The organism is Pseudomonas sp. GW821-FHT07F01, from assembly GCF_059418825.1.
Map to the genome: position 1 here is coordinate 129,812 of NZ_JBWKQO010000003.1, position 18,571 is coordinate 148,382.

The 18,571-nt window shown below is 59.7% G+C and carries 19 protein-coding genes; 16 read left to right on the forward strand and 3 right to left on the reverse strand.

Translation table 11 applies throughout. The features are described from left to right. Positions 1 to 66: 66 nt before the first annotated feature. From mnmG to glmS, 16 genes are all read left to right on the forward strand, one after another. Positions 67 to 1,959 carry a tRNA uridine-5-carboxymethylaminomethyl(34) synthesis enzyme MnmG gene (mnmG, locus tag AC07R1_RS11140; protein ID WP_011064390.1) on the forward strand — a complete coding sequence of 631 codons (1,893 nt, stop codon included), beginning with the start codon at positions 67 to 69 and terminating at the stop codon, positions 1,957 to 1,959. Between the two features lie 5 nt (positions 1,960 to 1,964). Further along, on the forward strand, positions 1,965 to 2,600 hold the full coding sequence (rsmG, locus tag AC07R1_RS11145) for a 16S rRNA (guanine(527)-N(7))-methyltransferase RsmG (RefSeq protein ID WP_015637574.1): 636 nt from the start codon (positions 1,965 to 1,967) through the stop codon (positions 2,598 to 2,600). 18 nt (positions 2,601 to 2,618) lie between these two features. Then, on the forward strand, positions 2,619 to 3,416 hold the full coding sequence (locus AC07R1_RS11150) for a ParA family protein (RefSeq protein WP_011064388.1): 798 nt from the start codon (positions 2,619 to 2,621) through the stop codon (positions 3,414 to 3,416). Positions 3,417 to 3,425: 9 nt separating this feature from the next. Continuing rightward, positions 3,426 to 4,298, forward strand: a complete 873-nt coding sequence (locus AC07R1_RS11155; protein ID WP_011064387.1) for a ParB/RepB/Spo0J family partition protein — start codon at positions 3,426 to 3,428, stop codon at positions 4,296 to 4,298. A gap of 148 nt (positions 4,299 to 4,446) precedes the next feature. Then, positions 4,447 to 4,854 (forward strand): F0F1 ATP synthase subunit I, encoded by a 408-nt coding sequence (locus AC07R1_RS11160; RefSeq protein WP_015637573.1) that lies wholly within the window; start codon positions 4,447 to 4,449, stop codon positions 4,852 to 4,854. Positions 4,855 to 4,870: 16 nt separating this feature from the next. Then, positions 4,871 to 5,743, forward strand: a complete 873-nt coding sequence (atpB, locus tag AC07R1_RS11165; RefSeq protein WP_011064386.1) for a F0F1 ATP synthase subunit A — start codon at positions 4,871 to 4,873, stop codon at positions 5,741 to 5,743. A gap of 132 nt (positions 5,744 to 5,875) precedes the next feature. Further along, on the forward strand, positions 5,876 to 6,133 hold the full coding sequence (gene atpE / locus AC07R1_RS11170; protein ID WP_002555987.1) for a F0F1 ATP synthase subunit C: 258 nt from the start codon (positions 5,876 to 5,878) through the stop codon (positions 6,131 to 6,133). A gap of 57 nt (positions 6,134 to 6,190) precedes the next feature. Then, positions 6,191 to 6,661 carry a F0F1 ATP synthase subunit B gene (locus tag AC07R1_RS11175; protein ID WP_011064385.1) on the forward strand — a complete coding sequence of 157 codons (471 nt, stop codon included), beginning with the start codon at positions 6,191 to 6,193 and terminating at the stop codon, positions 6,659 to 6,661. Positions 6,662 to 6,673: 12 nt separating this feature from the next. Then, complete coding sequence (locus AC07R1_RS11180) at positions 6,674 to 7,210, forward strand: F0F1 ATP synthase subunit delta (RefSeq protein ID WP_011064384.1); 537 nt, start codon at positions 6,674 to 6,676, stop codon at positions 7,208 to 7,210. Between the two features lie 21 nt (positions 7,211 to 7,231). Continuing rightward, positions 7,232 to 8,776: a F0F1 ATP synthase subunit alpha gene (atpA, locus tag AC07R1_RS11185; RefSeq protein ID WP_011064383.1), complete on the forward strand. Its 1,545-nt coding sequence runs from the start codon at positions 7,232 to 7,234 to the stop codon at positions 8,774 to 8,776. Positions 8,777 to 8,826: 50 nt separating this feature from the next. Beyond that, the gene (atpG, locus tag AC07R1_RS11190; protein ID WP_011064382.1) at positions 8,827 to 9,687 is read left to right on the forward strand and encodes a F0F1 ATP synthase subunit gamma; all 861 of its coding nucleotides are present in this window, start codon (positions 8,827 to 8,829) and stop codon (positions 9,685 to 9,687) included. A 27-nt stretch (positions 9,688 to 9,714) separates the two neighbouring features. Next, complete coding sequence (gene atpD, locus AC07R1_RS11195) at positions 9,715 to 11,091, forward strand: F0F1 ATP synthase subunit beta (RefSeq protein ID WP_011064381.1); 1,377 nt, start codon at positions 9,715 to 9,717, stop codon at positions 11,089 to 11,091. A gap of 45 nt (positions 11,092 to 11,136) precedes the next feature. Then, positions 11,137 to 11,562, forward strand: coding sequence for a F0F1 ATP synthase subunit epsilon (locus tag AC07R1_RS11200; protein ID WP_011064380.1), 426 nt, complete (start codon positions 11,137 to 11,139; stop codon positions 11,560 to 11,562). Between the two features lie 115 nt (positions 11,563 to 11,677). Next, positions 11,678 to 13,045, forward strand: a complete 1,368-nt coding sequence (gene glmU, locus AC07R1_RS11205; protein WP_258718080.1) for a bifunctional UDP-N-acetylglucosamine diphosphorylase/glucosamine-1-phosphate N-acetyltransferase GlmU — start codon at positions 11,678 to 11,680, stop codon at positions 13,043 to 13,045. Between the two features lie 160 nt (positions 13,046 to 13,205). After that, positions 13,206 to 13,976 (forward strand): DeoR/GlpR family DNA-binding transcription regulator, encoded by a 771-nt coding sequence (locus AC07R1_RS11210; protein ID WP_169892547.1) that lies wholly within the window; start codon positions 13,206 to 13,208, stop codon positions 13,974 to 13,976. Positions 13,977 to 13,986: 10 nt separating this feature from the next. Then, positions 13,987 to 15,819 (forward strand): glutamine--fructose-6-phosphate transaminase (isomerizing), encoded by a 1,833-nt coding sequence (gene glmS / locus AC07R1_RS11215; RefSeq protein WP_019095991.1) that lies wholly within the window; start codon positions 13,987 to 13,989, stop codon positions 15,817 to 15,819. A gap of 93 nt (positions 15,820 to 15,912) precedes the next feature. Here glmS and AC07R1_RS11220 read toward each other — a convergent pair whose 3' ends face one another. From AC07R1_RS11220 to AC07R1_RS11230, 3 genes are all read right to left on the reverse strand, one after another. Beyond that, positions 15,913 to 16,299, reverse strand: a complete 387-nt coding sequence (locus AC07R1_RS11220) for a hypothetical protein (protein ID WP_015637570.1) — start codon at positions 16,297 to 16,299, stop codon at positions 15,913 to 15,915. 281 nt (positions 16,300 to 16,580) lie between these two features. Further along, on the reverse strand, positions 16,581 to 17,042 hold the full coding sequence (locus AC07R1_RS11225; RefSeq protein WP_011064375.1) for a hypothetical protein: 462 nt from the start codon (positions 17,040 to 17,042) through the stop codon (positions 16,581 to 16,583). Positions 17,043 to 17,047: 5 nt separating this feature from the next. Continuing rightward, positions 17,048 to 18,274, reverse strand: a complete 1,227-nt coding sequence (locus tag AC07R1_RS11230; protein ID WP_015637569.1) for a PAAR domain-containing protein — start codon at positions 18,272 to 18,274, stop codon at positions 17,048 to 17,050. Positions 18,275 to 18,571 lie beyond the last annotated feature (297 nt).

Genomic DNA, 18,571 nt, shown 5'->3' on the forward strand with positions numbered 1-18,571 from the left:
TGGTCCAAAAACCAACCCGACAATTACTCCTAATTACTCCTACTTGAAGCAGGCACGAGGTGCGTGGTGGATTTCCCTTCCCGTTTTGAAGTGATCGTCATCGGCGGCGGTCATGCCGGTACCGAGGCAGCACTTGCATCAGCACGCATGGGGGCAAAAACCCTGTTGCTGACGCATAACGTGGAAACCCTCGGTGCCATGAGCTGCAATCCCGCGATCGGCGGCATTGGCAAGAGCCACCTGGTCAAGGAAATCGATGCCCTGGGCGGCGCGATGGCCATGGCTACAGATAAGGGCGGCATCCAGTTTCGCGTGTTGAACAGCCGCAAAGGCCCAGCCGTGCGCGCTACCCGCGCCCAGGCCGACCGCATTCTGTATAAGGCAGCTGTTCGCGAGATTCTGGAAAACCAGCCCAACCTGTGGATATTTCAACAGGCGGCTGACGACCTGATCGTTGAACAGGATCAGGTCCGTGGTGTTGTGACCCAGATGGGCCTGCGTTTCTTCGCCGAATCCGTGGTGTTGACCACCGGTACCTTCCTCGGCGGACTTATCCACATCGGTATGCAGAACTACTCCGGCGGTCGTGCTGGTGATCCGCCCTCGATCGCCCTGGCGCAAAGACTTCGGGAACTGCCTCTGCGTGTCGGCCGCCTGAAAACCGGCACACCGCCGCGTATTGATGGCCGTTCTGTGGATTTCTCGGTAATGACCGAGCAACCCGGCGATACCCCGATTCCCGTGATGTCGTTCCTGGGGTCGAAAGAGCAGCATCCACCGCAAGTCAGTTGCTGGATTACCCACACCAACGCCCGCACCCACGAAATCATTGCTTCGAACCTCGACCGTTCGCCGATGTATTCCGGGGTGATCGAAGGCATTGGCCCGCGTTACTGCCCGTCGATCGAAGACAAGATCCATCGCTTTGCCGACAAGGAAAGCCACCAGGTCTTCATCGAGCCCGAAGGCCTGACCACCCACGAGCTGTACCCGAACGGGATATCCACCTCCCTGCCATTCGACGTGCAACTGCAGATCGTGCAGTCGATTCGCGGCATGGAAAACGCCCATATCGTGCGCCCGGGCTATGCCATCGAGTACGACTACTTCGACCCGCGGGACTTGAAGTACAGCCTGGAAACCAAAGTCATCGGTGGCCTGTTCTTCGCAGGCCAGATCAATGGCACCACCGGCTATGAAGAAGCCGGTGCCCAAGGTTTGCTGGCCGGGGCCAACGCGGCACTGCGTGCCCAGGGCAAAGACAGCTGGTGCCCGCGTCGCGACGAGGCCTATATCGGGGTACTGGTGGATGACCTGATTACCCTGGGCACCCAGGAACCGTACCGGATGTTCACGTCCCGGGCGGAATACCGCTTGATCCTGCGTGAAGACAACGCCGACCTGCGTCTGACCGAAAAAGGTCGCGAACTGGGGCTGGTGGATGACGTGCGCTGGGCCGCTTTCTGCAAAAAACGCGAAGGCATTGCCCAGGAAGAACAACGTTTGAAGTCCACCTGGGTTCGTCCGGGTACCGAGCAGGGTGATGCCATTGCACAAAAATTCGGCACGCCGCTGACCCACGAATACAACCTGCTGAACCTGCTGAGCCGTCCGGAAATCGACTACGCTGGTCTGGTCGAAGTGACCGGGCAGGGCGCTGAAGATCCGCAGGTCGCCGAACAGGTCGAGATCAAGACCAAGTACGCCGGCTACATCGATCGCCAGCAGGACGAAATTGCTCGCCTGCGCGCCAGTGAAGACACCAAATTGCCTGTGGATATCGATTACAGCGGTATTTCCGGCCTGTCGAAGGAAATCCAGAGCAAGCTCGGCGCGACCCGCCCGGAAACCCTGGGCCAGGCCTCGCGGATTCCCGGTGTAACCCCGGCAGCGATCTCCCTGTTGATGATTCACTTGAAAAAACGCGGCGCGGGCCGTCAGTTGGAGCAAAGCGCTTGAGTTCTATGGTCACCCCACAACACGCGGATGAGTTATCCACAGGCGCTCGCCAGCTCGGCGTCGAGCTGAGCCCGACCCAGCACCAATTGCTGCTGGGTTACCTGGCCCTGTTGATCAAGTGGAACAAGGCCTACAACCTCACTGCGGTGCGCGATCCCGATGAAATGGTCTCCCGCCATCTGCTCGATAGCCTGAGCGTGATGTCGTTCATCGAAAACGGCCGCTGGCTGGACGTCGGCAGCGGTGGCGGCATGCCCGGCATCCCGCTGGCGATCCTGTTTCCCGAGTCGCAAGTCACCTGTCTGGACAGCAACGGCAAGAAAACCCGCTTCCTGACCCAGGTCAAACTCGAACTCAAGCTCGAAAACCTGCAAGTTATCCACAGTCGGGTCGAAGCCTTTACTCCTGAGCAGCCTTTCAACGGGATCATTTCCCGGGCGTTCAGCAGCATGGAGAACTTCACCAGCTGGACCCGCCACCTGGGCGACCGCGATACACGCTGGCTGGCAATGAAGGGCGTCCATCCCTCGGATGAGCTGTTAGCATTGCCGGCGGACTTCCACCTCGATAGCGAACACGCCTTGGCCGTACCCGGTTGCCAAGGCCAACGCCATCTGCTGATACTGCGCCGCACGGCATGATTGGGAACACAAGCAAGAATGGCTAAGGTATTCGCGATAGCGAACCAGAAAGGTGGCGTGGGCAAGACCACCACCTGCATCAACCTCGCAGCATCCCTGGTAGCGACCAAGCGCCGGGTGCTGTTGATCGATCTTGATCCACAGGGCAACGCCACCATGGGTAGCGGTGTGGATAAACACGGTTTGGAAAACTCGGTCTATGACCTGCTGATCGGTGAGTGCGACCTGGCCCAGGCCATGCATTTCTCCGAGCACGGCGGTTACCAGTTGCTGCCGGCCAACCGCGACCTGACGGCCGCGGAGGTGGTGCTGCTGGAAATGCAGATGAAGGAAAGCCGTCTGCGCAGCGCCCTGGCGCCAATCCGTGAAAACTACGACTACATCCTGATCGACTGCCCGCCGTCGCTGTCGATGCTCACCCTCAACGCCCTGGTCGCCGCCGATGGGGTCATTATCCCCATGCAGTGCGAGTACTACGCATTGGAAGGTTTGAGCGACCTTGTGGATAACATCAAGCGCATCGCCGAACTGCTCAACCCGGAGCTGAAGATCGAAGGCTTGCTGCGCACCATGTTCGACCCGCGCCTGAGCCTGATGAACGATGTTTCCGCGCAGCTCAAGGAACACTTCGGCGATCAGCTGTATGACACCGTGATTCCGCGCAACATCCGTTTGGCCGAAGCGCCGAGCTACGGTATGCCGGCGTTGGCGTACGACAAACAATCCCGTGGCGCGCTGGCCTACCTGGCCCTGGCGGGCGAGATGGTTCGCCGGCAACGTAAACAATCGCGCGTCGCAGCCGCCCAGCCAACTTAAGGAATCCCCATGGCCGTCAAGAAAAGAGGTCTCGGACGTGGACTGGATGCACTGTTGAGTGGTCCGACTGTCAGCGCACTGGAAGAACAAGCGGTGCAGGCCGACCAGCGTGAGCTGCAACACCTGCCCCTGGACCTGATCCAGCGCGGCAAGTACCAGCCGCGTCGGGACATGGACCCGCAAGCGCTGGAAGAACTGGCGAATTCGATCAAGAGCCAGGGCGTGATGCAGCCGATCGTGGTCCGGCCCATCGGTGGTGGTCGTTTCGAGATCATTGCCGGCGAGCGCCGCTGGCGCGCCAGCCAGCAGGCTGGCCAGGAAACCATCCCGGCGATGGTCCGCGATGTGCCGGATGAAACCGCTATCGCCATGGCTCTGATCGAGAACATCCAGCGTGAAGATCTCAATCCCATCGAGGAGGCGGTGGCCCTGCAGCGCCTGCAGCAGGAATTCCAGCTGACTCAGCAACAGGTCGCCGAAGCCGTGGGCAAGTCCCGCGTCAGCGTGGCCAACCTGCTGCGCCTGATCGCCTTGCCTGAGGTGATCAAGACCATGCTGTCCCACGGCGACCTGGAAATGGGTCATGCCCGTGCATTGCTCGGATTGCCGGAAAATCAACAGGTTGAAGGGGCGCGACACGTTGTCGCACGAGGCCTCACCGTGCGCCAGACCGAGGCCCTGGTTCGCCAGTGGCTGAGCGGCAAACAGGAACCTGCTGAACCGGTCAAGCCAGACCCGGATATCGCCCGTCTCGAGCAGCGTCTGGCCGAGCGCCTGGGCTCTGCGGTGCAGATCCGCCACGGCAAGAAGGGTAAAGGTCAGCTGGTGATCGGCTACAACTCCCTGGATGAGCTGCAAGGCGTCCTCGCTCACATCCGCTGAAACATTTCCTTATGTAGCGCGCAGTCGGAAATCACTACCCGGCAGTTGAATAGGGGCTGAACCGCCCCTATACTCTGCGCGCATTTTGTCGGCACAAATTATGCCAAGTTAATGAATTCTGGCAGCCGACCCTTGAGGAGCAAGAGCGATGGAAACCCGCACGCCAAACCGCTTGCCGTTTCATCGCTTGGCGGTTTTTCCGGTTTTACTGGCTCAGTTGATCATTTTACTGATAGCCGCTCTGGCGCTCTGGCAATGGCGTGGAGTCGTAGCCGGATACTCAGGCCTTTGCGGAGGACTGATAGCCTTGCTACCCAATGTGTATTTCGCGCACAGGGCATTTCGGTTTTCCGGCGCCCGAGCGGCCCAAGCCATCGTCCGGTCTTTTTATGCCGGTGAGGCGGGCAAACTGATTTTGACGGCGGTGCTGTTTGCACTGACGTTTGCAGGTGTGAAGCCATTGGCGCCGCTGGCTGTATTCGGCGTCTTCGTGCTGACCCAACTGGTCAGCTGGTTCGCTCCCCTGCTAATGAGAACAAGACTTTCGAGACCTTAGGGCGTTTGAGGCAACCATGTCAGCAGAAACAACCGCTTCGGGCTATATCCAGCACCACTTGCAGAACCTGACCTTCGGTCAGCTACCCAATGGGAGCTGGGGCTTTGCCCACTCCGCAGCAGAAGCCAAGGAAATGGGCTTCTGGGCATTCCACGTCGATACCCTCGGCTGGTCTGTCGCACTGGGTGTGATCTTCATTCTTCTGTTCCGCATGGCGGCCAAGAAGGCGACTTCCGGCGTGCCGGGCGCTTTGCAGAACTTCGTTGAAGTCATGGTTGGCTTCGTCGATGGCAGCGTGAAGGACAGTTTCCACGGCCGCAGCCCGGTGATCGCACCGTTGGCTCTGACCATTTTCGTCTGGGTGTTCCTGATGAACGCCATCGACCTGGTACCGGTGGACTGGATTCCACAACTGGCCATGTTGATCTCCGGCGACCAGCACATTCCGTTCCGTGCCGTATCCACCACTGACCCGAACGCCACCCTGGGCATGGCCCTGTCGGTGTTTGCGCTGATCATTTTCTACAGCATCAAGGTCAAGGGCATCGGCGGCTTCATCGGCGAACTGACCCTGCACCCGTTCGGCAGCAAGAACATCCTGGTTCAGGCGCTGCTGATTCCGGTGAACTTCCTGCTTGAATTCGTGACCCTGGTTGCCAAGCCGATCTCGTTGGCACTGCGTCTGTTCGGCAACATGTATGCCGGCGAACTGGTGTTCATCCTGATCGCTGTGATGTTCGGCAGCGGCCTGCTGTGGCTCAGCGGCATGGGTGTGGTTCTGCAATGGGCGTGGGCTGTGTTCCACATCCTGATCATCACCCTGCAGGCCTTTATCTTCATGATGCTGACCATCGTCTACCTGTCGATGGCGCACGAAGAGAACCATTAAGACCAGTCTCGACTAGTCTGATGTCCCTCTCGTTGCGGCGAGAGGGGGCCCGTCTCGGGTCAATGAAACGATTTGTTTTACCGCTTTAATCTAAAAAACCTAAACCATACGACGTAAAAGTCGGGAGGAAAGATGGAAACTGTAGTTGGTCTAACCGCTATCGCTGTTGCACTGTTGATCGGCCTGGGCGCACTGGGTACCGCAATTGGTTTCGGCCTGCTGGGCGGCAAGTTCCTGGAAGGCGCAGCGCGTCAGCCAGAAATGGTTCCAATGCTGCAAGTTAAAATGTTCATCGTTGCCGGTCTGCTCGACGCCGTAACCATGATCGGTGTTGGTATCGCTCTGTTCTTCACCTTCGCAAACCCCTTCGTTGGTCAACTCGCTGGCTAATCACTCGATTTTTCGAGTTGATTGGTGTGACGGACAACGAACGAGCGAGGTGTTGGCGTGAACATTAATGCAACCCTGATTGGCCAGTCCGTTGCGTTCTTAATTTTTGTATTGTTCTGCATGAAGTTCATTTGGCCTCCGGTCATTGCAGCTCTGCACGAACGTCAAAAGAAGATCGCGGATGGACTGGACGCTGCCAGCCGAGCAGCTCGTGACCTGGAACTGGCCCAAGATAAAGCGGGTCAGCAACTGCGCGAAGCTAAAGCTCAGGCAGCTGAAATCATTGAGCAAGCCAAGAAGCGCGGTTCTCAGATCGTCGACGAAGCCCGTGAACAGGCTCGTGTCGAAGCTGAACGTGTGAAGGCTCAGGCTCAGGCCGAGATCGAACAGGAACTGAACGGCGTCAAAGACGCGCTGCGCGCCCAACTGGGCAGCCTGGCAGTCAACGGCGCAGAGAAGATCCTGGGTGCCACAATCGATCAAAACGCGCACGCAGAGCTGGTTAACAAACTGGCTGCTGAAATTTAAGCGAGGGCGATCATGGCAGAACTGACCACGTTGGCCCGACCTTACGCTAAGGCGGCCTTCGAGCACGCTCAGGCCCACCAGCAGCTGGCCTCTTGGTCAGCCATGCTCGGCCTGGCTGCAGCGGTGTCACAAGATGACACCATGCAGCGCGTGCTTAAGGCCCCGCGACTGACGAGCGCAGAAAAGGCCAGCACTTTTATCGAAGTGTGTGGCGACAAGTTTGATGCACAGGCACAGAATTTCATTCACGTTGCCGCCGAAAACGACCGTCTCCTGCTGTTGCCGGAGATCTCCGCTCTGTTCGACCTGTACAAGGCCGAGCAAGAGAAATCGGTGGATGTGGATGTGACCAGTGCGTTCGCATTGAACCAAGAACAGCAAGACAAACTCGCCAAGGTTCTCAGTGCACGGCTCGGCCGGGAAGTGCGACTGCACGCTGCGGAGGATGCCAGCCTTATTGGTGGCGTCGTAATCCGCGCCGGCGACCTGGTTATCGATGGCTCGATTCGCGGCAAACTCGCGAACCTTGCCGAAGCATTGAAATCTTGAGTTTGAAGGGGCAGCAGAGCAATGCAGCAACTCAATCCTTCCGAAATAAGTGAAATTATCAAGGGCCGCATCGAAAAGCTCGATGTGACCTCCCAAGCCCGTAACGAAGGCACTGTCGTCAGCGTATCTGACGGCATCGTGCGGATTCACGGTCTGGCCGACGTTATGTACGGCGAGATGATCGAGTTTCCGGGCGGCGTCTACGGTATGGCCCTCAACCTGGAGCAAGACTCCGTAGGTGCCGTTGTATTGGGCGCGTACACCAGTCTGGCTGAAGGCATGAGCGCCAAGTGCACTGGCCGCATCCTGGAGGTTCCGGTTGGTAAGGAACTGCTGGGTCGCGTAGTCGACGCACTGGGTAACCCAGTTGACGGCAAAGGTCCGCTGAACAACACCGAGACCGACGCGGTCGAGAAAGTTGCTCCAGGCGTGATCTGGCGTAAGTCGGTAGACCAGCCTGTACAGACTGGCTACAAGGCTGTCGATGCCATGATCCCAGTCGGCCGTGGCCAGCGTGAGCTGATCATCGGTGACCGTCAGATCGGTAAGACCGCTCTGGCGATCGACGCGATCATCAACCAGAAAGACAGCGGCATTTTCTGCGTCTACGTGGCTATCGGTCAGAAGCAATCGACCATCGCCAACGTGGTTCGCAAGCTCGAAGAAAACGGTGCACTGGCTAACACCATCATCGTTGCAGCGAGCGCTTCGGAATCTGCAGCACTGCAGTTCCTGGCTCCGTACTCCGGTTGCACCATGGGCGAATACTTCCGTGACCGCGGTGAAGACGCGCTGATCGTTTATGACGATCTGTCCAAGCAAGCAGTGGCCTACCGCCAGATTTCCCTGCTGCTGCGCCGTCCACCAGGCCGTGAAGCCTACCCAGGTGACGTGTTCTATCTCCACTCCCGTCTGCTGGAGCGCGCATCCCGCGTTTCCGAAGAGTACGTAGAGAAGTTCACCAACGGCGCAGTGACTGGCAAGACCGGTTCCCTGACCGCTCTGCCGATCATCGAAACCCAGGCTGGCGACGTTTCCGCGTTCGTTCCGACCAACGTGATCTCCATCACCGACGGTCAGATCTTCCTGGAATCGGCCATGTTCAACTCCGGGATCCGTCCTGCTGTGAACGCCGGTGTTTCGGTATCCCGTGTGGGTGGTGCCGCTCAGACCAAGATCATCAAGAAGCTGTCCGGTGGTATCCGTACCGCTCTGGCTCAGTACCGTGAACTGGCGGCATTCGCCCAGTTCGCTTCTGACCTGGACGAAGCGACCCGTAAGCAACTTGAGCATGGTCAGCGCGTTACCGAGCTGATGAAGCAGAAGCAATATGCGCCGATGTCCATCGCCGACATGTCCTTGTCCCTGTATGCCGCTGAACGTGGCTTCCTGACGGACGTCGAGATTGCCAAAGTTGGTAGCTTCGAACAGGCCATGATTGCTTACTTCAACCGCGATCACGCCGACCTGATGGCGAAGATCAACGTGAAGGGTGACTTCAATGACGAAATCGACGCTGGCCTGAAAGCCGGTATCGAGAAGTTCAAAGCCACCCAAACCTGGTAAGCCGCAGCGGGAGCCGCAAGGCTCCCGCTTGCTAACCTGATAGGTGTTACATGGCAGGCGCAAAAGAGATTCGCAGTAAGATTGCGAGCATCAAAAGCACGCAAAAAATTACCAGCGCCATGGAAAAAGTGGCGGTCAGCAAAATGCGCAAGGCACAAATGCGCATGGCTGCTAGCCGTCCTTATGCGGAGCGCATCCGCCAGGTTATTGGTCATCTGGCCAACGCCAACCCGGAATATCGTCACCCGTTCATGATCGACCGTGCTATCAAGCGCGTCGGTTACGTTGTGGTGAGCAGTGACCGTGGTCTGTGTGGTGGCTTGAACACCAACCTGTTCAAGGCCCTGGTCAAGGACATGGCGGTAAACCGCGAACAAGGCGTCGAGATCGATCTGTGTGTGGTCGGTAGCAAGGGTGCGGCCTTCTTCCGCAACTTCGGCGGTAACGTCGTTGCAGCTATCAGCCATCTGGGTGAAGAGCCGTCGATCAATGATCTGATCGGCAGCGTCAAGGTGATGCTGGATGCGTACCTGGAAGGCCGGATTGACCGCCTGTCCGTGGTATCCAACAAGTTCATCAACACCATGACCCAGCAGCCGACCGTGGAGCAGTTGATTCCACTGGAGGCAACCCCGGATCAAGAACTCAAGCACCACTGGGACTACCTCTACGAACCGGATGCCAAGGAGCTGCTGGACGGCTTGATGGTCCGTTACGTGGAGTCGCAGGTCTACCAGGCGGTGGTCGAGAACAACGCAGCTGAACAAGCGGCGCGGATGATCGCAATGAAGAACGCTACCGACAACGCCGGTGATTTGATCAGCGATTTGCAGCTGATCTACAACAAGGCGCGTCAGGCTGCGATCACCCAAGAGATCTCGGAAATCGTCGGCGGCGCTGCCGCGGTTTAACGGTTCAAATATTCAGAGGATCCAGCTATGAGTAGCGGACGTATCGTTCAAATCATCGGCGCCGTTATCGACGTGGAATTTCCACGCGACAGCGTACCGAGCATCTACGACGCCTTGAAGGTTCAAGGCGCCGAAACCACTCTGGAAGTTCAGCAGCAGCTGGGCGACGGCGTGGTGCGTACCATTGCGATGGGCTCCACCGAAGGCTTGAAGCGCGGTCTGGACGTCAACAACACTGGCGCAGCCATCTCCGTACCGGTCGGTAAAGCGACCCTGGGCCGGATCATGGACGTACTGGGCAACCCAATCGACGAAGCCGGTCCTATCGGTGAAGAAGAGCGTTGGGGCATCCACCGTCCAGCACCTTCCTTTGCAGAACAGGCAGGCGGCAACGACCTGCTGGAAACCGGGATCAAGGTAATTGACCTGGTTTGCCCGTTCGCCAAGGGCGGTAAAGTCGGTCTGTTCGGTGGTGCCGGTGTAGGCAAGACCGTAAACATGATGGAACTGATCCGTAACATCGCCATCGAGCACAGCGGTTATTCCGTGTTCGCCGGTGTGGGTGAGCGTACTCGTGAGGGTAACGACTTCTACCACGAGATGAAGGACTCCAACGTTCTGGACAAAGTGGCACTGGTCTACGGCCAGATGAACGAGCCGCCGGGAAACCGTCTGCGCGTAGCCCTGACCGGCCTGACCATGGCCGAGAAGTTCCGTGACGAAGGTAACGACGTTCTGCTGTTCGTCGACAACATCTACCGTTACACCCTGGCCGGTACCGAAGTATCCGCACTGCTGGGCCGTATGCCTTCCGCAGTAGGCTACCAGCCGACCCTGGCTGAAGAGATGGGCGTTCTGCAAGAACGTATCACTTCGACCAAGCAAGGCTCGATCACCTCGATCCAAGCGGTATACGTACCTGCGGACGACTTGACCGACCCGTCGCCAGCGACCACCTTCGCCCACTTGGACGCCACCGTCGTTCTGTCCCGTGACATCGCTTCCCTGGGTATCTACCCAGCGGTAGACCCACTGGACTCGACTTCCCGTCAGCTGGACCCGAACGTGATCGGCAACGAACACTACGAGACCGCTCGCGGCGTTCAGTACGTACTGCAGCGTTACAAAGAGCTGAAGGACATCATTGCGATCCTGGGTATGGACGAGCTGTCGGAAACCGACAAGCAGTTGGTATCCCGCGCTCGTAAGATCCAGCGCTTCTTGTCGCAGCCGTTCTTCGTGGCTGAAGTCTTCACTGGTTCTCCAGGCAAATACGTTTCCCTGAAAGACACCATCGCTGGCTTCAAAGGCATCCTCAACGGTGACTACGACCACCTGCCAGAACAAGCGTTCTACATGGTCGGCGGCATCGACGAAGCGATCGAGAAAGCCAAGAAACTGTAATCCCGGCGCCCGGCAACGGGCGCTAATTTAGGTTGAGGCAAGCAGATGGCTATGACAGTCCATTGCGATATCGTCAGCGCGGAAGGGGAAATCTTCTCCGGTCTGGTGGAGATGGTGGTTGCGCACGGTGAACTGGGTGATCTTGGTATCGCTCTGGGTCACGCACCGCTGATCACCAACCTGAAGCCAGGTCCGATCCGCTTGATCAAGCAGGGCGGGGAAGCCGAGGTGTTCTACATCTCCGGTGGTTTCCTCGAGGTTCAGCCGAACATGGTCAAGGTTCTTGCCGACACCGTGCAACGTGCTGCCGACCTGGACGAAGCCTCCGCTCAGGAAGCCGTCAAGGCTGCTGAGAAGGCCCTGAATGAAAAAGGCGCAGATTTCGACTACGGTTCTGCTGCTGCACGTCTGGCCGAGGCCGCAGCTCAGCTGCGTACCGTCCAGCAGATCCGCAAGAAGTTCGGCGGCTAAGTCGCAGGCTTTCTGTGTGATTGATTAAAAAGGGTAGCCTCGGCTACCCTTTTTATTTCCCGCCATTCACCCCCCTCTTGGTCGCAGTCTGACCTTCCAGGATTGGTAGCCAGTCATGTCTCTCGAAATCGTTATCCTCGCCGCAGGCCAGGGCACCCGCATGCGTTCGGCGCTGCCCAAGGTTCTTCACCCGGTCGCCGGCAACTCCATGCTCGGGCATGTTATCCACAGCGCCCGGCAACTCGACCCACAGCGTATCCATGTGGTGATCGGCCACGGTGCCGATGCGGTGCGCGAGCGGCTGGACGCCGACGACCTGAATTTCGTGCTGCAGGACAAGCAACTGGGCACCGGCCATGCGGTGGCCCAGGCCGTGCCTTTTATCACTGCTGACACGGTGCTGATCCTCTACGGCGACGTGCCGCTGATCGAAGTCGAGACCCTGCAGCGCCTGCTCAAGCAGGTGGGGCCGGAGCAACTGGGCCTGCTTACCGTCGAGCTGGACGACCCTACCGGCTACGGGCGCATCGTTCGTGATGCCGACGGCAAAGTCGTCGCCATTGTCGAGCAGAAGGATGCTGACGAAGCCACCCGCGCCATCACCGAAGGCAACACCGGCATTCTCGCAGTGCCCGGCAAGCGCCTGGGCGACTGGACCGGCCGGCTGTCCAACAACAACGCCCAGGGCGAGTACTACCTCACCGACGTGATCGCCATGGCGGTCAGCGACGGCCTGATCGTCGCCACCGAGCAGCCCCACGACGCCATGGAAGTGCAGGGCGCCAACGACCGCAAGCAACTGGCCGAGCTGGAGCGGCACTACCAGCTGCGGGCCGGCCGCCGGTTGATGGCCCAGGGCGTGACCTTGCGCGACCCGGCACGTTTTGATGTGCGTGGCGAAGTCATTGTTGGCCGTGATGTGCTGATCGACATCAACGTGATTCTCGAAGGCCGGGTAGTGATCGAGGACGACGTGGTGATCGGCCCCAACTGCGTGATCAAGGACAGCACCCTGCGCAAGGGCGCGGTGATCAAGGCCAACAGCCACCTCGATGGCGCGGTGATGGGCGAGGGCAGCGATGCCGGTCCGTTCGCCCGGCTGCGTCCCGGTACCGTGCTGGAAGCCAGGGCTCATGTGGGTAACTTCGTCGAACTGAAGAATGCCCACCTGGGCCAGGGTGCCAAGGCCGGCCACCTGACCTACCTGGGCGACGCGGTGATCGGTGCGCGCACCAACATTGGCGCCGGCACCATCACCTGCAACTACGATGGGGTGAACAAGCACAAGACGATCATGGGCGAAGACGTGTTCATCGGCTCCAACAACTCGTTGGTAGCACCTGTGGATATCTCCTCCGGCGCCACCACGGCTGCCGGTTCCACCATCACCCAGGATGTGGCCCCGGCTCAACTGGCGGTCGGCCGCGCCCGGCAGAAGAACATCGATGGCTGGAAACGGCCGGAGAAGATCAAGAAGGACTGAGGTTATCCACAACCGCGGAACCCTGTTCGCCGGCAAGCTGGCTCTTACACCCATCTGTAGGAGCCGGCTTGCCGGCGATTTTTTTCACCTGCGCGCTTGACGAAGTTTCGATCTTGGGTTTTTATTGCTTCCGTTATCTTTCGAATCGAAACTTAAAGCCATCATGTCAAAACGCAACACACCTCAACGTCGCCACAATATCCTCGCCTTGCTCAATGAACAGGGCGAAGTGAGCGTTGACGAGTTGGCCAAGCGTTTCGAAACCTCTGAAGTTACGATTCGAAAGGACCTGGCCGCTCTGGAGAGCAATGGCTTGCTGCTGCGCCGTTACGGTGGAGCGATCACCATGCCCCAGGAACTGGTCAGCGATATTGGCCAGCCCGTATCCCTCTACAAGCAGGCCATTGCCCGCGCTGCGGTGCAGCGTATCCGTGAGCATGCCCGGATCATCATCGACAGTGGCAGCACCACCGCCGCGATGATCCCCGAGCTGGGCCTGCAGCCTGGCCTGGTGGTCATGACCAACTCGTTGAATGTGGCCAACGCCCTGAGCGAGCTGGAGCACGAACCGGTGCTGTTGATGACCGGTGGCACCTGGGACCCGCATTCCGAGTCCTTCCAGGGCCAGGTGGCCGAGCAGGTTCTACGCTCATATGACTTCGACCAGCTGTTTATCGGTGCCGATGGCATCGATCTGGCCCGTGGCACTACCACTTTCAACGAACTGCTGGGTTTGAGCCGGGTCATGGCTGAAGTGGCCCGGGAAGTGGTGGTGATGGTCGAATCCGACAAGATCGGCCGCAAGATTCCCAACCTGGAGCTGCCGTGGAGCAGCGTCCATACCCTTATTACCGATGATCGCCTGCCCTTAGAGGTCCGCGACCAGATCCAGGCCCGCGGCATAACTCTGATTTGCGCGGCTGTCAGCTAGGAGAGAAACCATGTGTGGAATTGTTGGCGCCGTTGCTGAACGCAATATCACCGCCATTTTGCTGGAAGGCCTCAAGCGCCTCGAATACCGCGGCTACGACAGCGCCGGTGTGGCGGTCTATACCAATGCCGGCAAGCTGGAGCGCATGCGGCGCCCGGGCAAGGTCAGCGAACTGGAGCAGGCCCTGGCCAGTGAGCCGCTGGTCGGCCGCCTGGGCATCGCCCACACCCGCTGGGCCACCCACGGTGCGCCATGCGAACGTAATGCCCACCCGCATTTCTCCGGCGACCTGGCGATCGTGCACAACGGCATCATCGAGAACCACGAAGCCTTGCGCGCTCAGCTCGGCGCCCTGGGTTACGAGTTCACTTCGGACACCGACACCGAAGTCATCGCCCACTTGCTGAACCACAAGCTCAAGGACCTGGGAGACCTCACCAAGGCCCTCAAGGCCACCGTCAAGGAGCTGCATGGTGCCTACGGCCTGGCCGTGATCAGCGCCAGCCAGCCGGACCGCCTGGTTGCGGCCCGCAGCGGCAGCCCGCTGGTGATCGGCCTGGGCCTGGGGGAAAACTTCCTCGCCTCCGACCAGTTGGCCCTGCGCCAGGTCACCGACCGCTTCATGTACCTGGAAGAAGGGGATATCGCCGAAATCCGCCGCGACAGCGTGCAGATCTGGGACATCAACGGCAAGGCCGTGGAACGCGAAGCGGTGCAGTACCGCGATGGCGCCGAAGCGGCAGAGAAGGGCGAGTTCCGCCACTTCATGCTCAAGGAAATCCACGAGCAGCCATCCGTGGTGCAGCGCACCCTGGAAGGCCGCCTGAGCGCCAACCAGGTATTGGTCCAGGCCTTCGGTCCGCAAGCCGCCGAGCTGTTCGCCAAGGTGCGCAATGTGCAGATCGTCGCCTGCGGCACCAGCTACCATGCCGGCATGGTCGCCCGTTACTGGCTGGAAGAACTGGCCGGCATCCCCTGCCAGGTGGAAGTGGCCAGCGAGTTCCGCTACCGCAAGGTGGTGGTGCAGCCCGATACCCTGTTCGTGACCATCTCCCAGTCCGGCGAAACCGCCGACACTTTGGCCGCTCTGCGCAATGCCAAGGAGCTGGGCTTCCTCGCCAGCCTGGCGATCTGCAACGTCGGCATCAGCTCCCTGGTGCGTGAATCGGACCTGACCCTGCTGACCCAGGCCGGTCGCGAGATCGGCGTGGCCTCCACCAAGGCCTTCACCACCCAGTTGGTGGGCCTGCTGCTGCTGACCCTGTCCCTGGGCCAGGTACGTGGCACCCTGGCCGCCGGCGTGGAAGCCGAGCTGGTGGAAGAGCTGCGTCGCCTGCCGATCCGCCTGGGCGAAGCCCTGGCCATGGATGGCGTGGTGGAAAAAACGGCCGAGCTGTTTGCCGACAAGCACCACACCCTGTTCCTCGGCCGTGGTGCCCAGTACCCGGTGGCGATGGAAGGCTCGCTCAAGCTCAAGGAGATTTCCTACATCCACGCCGAAGCCTATCCGGCCGGCGAGCTCAAGCACGGCCCCCTGGCGCTTGTGGATAACGACATGCCGGTGGTTACCGTGGCACCGAACAACGAGCTGCTGGAAAAGCTCAAGTCCAACCTGCAGGAAGTGCGCGCCCGTGGCGGCGAGCTGATCGTGTTCGCCGACGAGCAGGCCGGCATGACCAATGGCGAAGGCACCCACGTGATCCAGATGCCGCACATCCACGACATCCTCTCGCCGATCCTCTACACCATCCCGCTGCAGCTGCTGTCCTACTACGTGGCCGTGCTCAAGGGCACCGACGTCGACCAGCCGCGCAACCTCGCCAAGTCGGTGACCGTGGAGTGAGTTATCCACAGTGACCGCCCAGGTGCTCGCTCTTGCAACAAGGCGCTCCAGATGAGCGCCTTGTTGCAGGGGGCTGCTTCACATGGCGCCGACTCAGTTGGGCGCTAGCAGCGAGCGAAAGCGTGAATCGCTGCGGGTTGGGGCCAGGGTGTACAGCTGTTCTTTCTTGTCGATCCAGGTGTAGAGCGCGTATTCCTTGTCGCTGTCACCAACGTGTTTGCCTAGGCCATAAACCGAAAGATGACTGCTCGGGGTATTGCCATACGTGTAGAACATTGAGCAGGTGCGGTTACGTTGTTTGTCGCGCCAGGTGTAGTGATGGACAGCTTGATTGCCAATGTACAGGGGCTCGCCATCCACCGTCAGGTTGCCACGATCAAGGCGATCGAAGAGGAAGTTCATGGCTTCGATCTCGAAACCATCATGGTTGAATTGGTCAAGGTTGCCGACCAGCGTGATTGCAGGATTCAAAGTGGGCATATCAGGCCTCTCTCTACTGTGATGGGTTGCCAAATTGGCAAGCCCATCTCAGCGCCATGCCGCTGCCAGCATCAGTAGGAAACAATTCCGCGACAGCATTCGGGGCGATATTTCCTTGGGCTGGCGAGACAGTCTTTAATCTTCACTATCACTCAAGTGATGGTCCTGGATCATCGAAGCTGACACAGCAAGAGGGGAGCCCAGCCGGGCTCCCCTCTTTGTTATTTCCCTTTGCCTGCCTGCAGCGCTCGTCGCTCAGGCGTGGCGGTGCTGAACAGCGCTCAGCGCGAATGCTGTATCGAAACAATGTCGCCAGTCGACGCGTCGATATCCACCCTGAACATTGCCTGGTCACGCTGACGGCTGAACATGCAGGTAAAGATGCTGGGCGAAACCTGCGGGAACTGCTCGAACCAGCTGTAGATACCTGCTTCGAGCTGGCCATTGATCAGTAACTGGTCGGCAATCCTGATCTGTTGCTGGCGGTCGCCGGAGACCACGTAGAGGGTTGCGGCCACGCCCGTATCGTCATCGTTCCACAGGATGGCCAGGTGTTGTCGATCCGGCACCACGATCGCCAGCAGGCCGCGGCTGTTGACCACGCTCAGGAGCTGTTCCTGCCAGCGCCAGCGAGCCTCGACGACCCGGCAAGGAGACCACCCCAGGGCGATCATCTGGTCCACCGTCATGTTTTCGTCGATGACCTTGCCGTCTTCGCGGATCCGCTCGAAATCACTAATCACAACTTTCACTCCACAGGCAGCACACCAGGCGTGCCGACAATTTTCAGATTCCTGTCACCGACGAACTCCACCTGCTGCACGCCGCCCTTGTAGTTCTCCAGCGGGCCGGTGATACCACTGTGAATCTTTTGCGGTGCGGTGGTTTCGACGGTGATCACATGGGATACGTCTGTCTTGAATCGATCGAGGATCACCAGTTTATCCCGAGCGTAGGCCTGGCTGGGAATCGGCTCGGGGGCGGCGAAACCTCCGAAGGCTGGCTTGCCCTGCATGATGGCTTCGGCCTGGCCCTTGGCGACGACCATCTGGTATTGCCTTCCCGGTGGCACTATTTCGGTCTTGACCTGGGTGCCTTCCAGCCAAGCCGGCAAGTTGCCCTCGGCGACCATCGCCTCGTTGACCTGGGCGGCCGTGCGCACCTCGAGCACCTGCGACTGGTTGGCCAGTCGCGCAGCATTGCGTTCGGCGCTCAACTTGGCCATTTTCGGCCCGGCGCCGAGCAGCGCCAGGCCGGCGATACCTTGCAGCAGGTCACGGTAGCCCGGGCCGAGCCGGTCGCCGAGCTGGCCCAGCAACTCCATGCCGCCATAGATCGCGGCCCCCACCGCCACGGTGGTCAGCAGGGCCGCGAGGCCGGCCATGGCGGCCAGCACCAGCGCGCCGGCGGCGGCGACCAGGCCCAGAGCCTCCAGGCCGGTATGCAGCCAGCCCTCGATATCCAGCACGAATTCCACCTGCAGCGTCGGACCGCCGATGAAGGTGTTCGGGCTACCGGACTTGATATGCGCGCCGCAGGTCATCTTGCTGCTCAGTCGCGCCGCCGGCTTGCCGTTGATATACACGGTAGCGCTGCCTTCGGCGATGGTGACCGGGAAGGGCCAGGGGGGATGCGCCACGGGAAAGCCGGTACAGGAACTGGACACGTCCTCGCCGGCACGCATGGCATTGCGCAAGTTGACGAATACGTTGGGACTGCCCCTTATGAGTTCACCGGTGGTTGGCTCGGGCAGATCGAAGATGGTCGACAGCCCCTTCACCAGCTGGAACATCGACAGGCCACCGGCGGCGACCGAACCCGCCAGGATCACCACCGCCAGGCCGCCTGTTGCCGCGGTCGCCGCAATGATGGCCGCGCCAATGAGAGCGCCTGCGACCGCGCCGGCGAGCATGGCAGCAACTCCGAATCCATGGGCGATGTCGTCGCCCAACCGCGCTGCGGCCTGTACATCCATGCTGAGACTCCGCCTGCGATGCGATACGCATCTTCCCTGGGGCCAGTGGGTGGCCCGAGCGGCGGATTATCAAAGAGTAACCGGGGGCGCGGCAAGAGCTGGAAGGCAGTCTGTCGTCACAGGGGACCACTCGCGCTTCACGCCGCCGGCGGGAAGGAACCAAACGGCTGGGGTGCACCCTTGTCCTTGCTCGCCTGTCCGCGTTGGATCTTCGAAAAACAATTGAAATCAGAGCGTTATTTTTGTGCGACAGTTTTGGTTCTGCGAATCCACTGCGAGTGCCAGTGGACGCCCCGG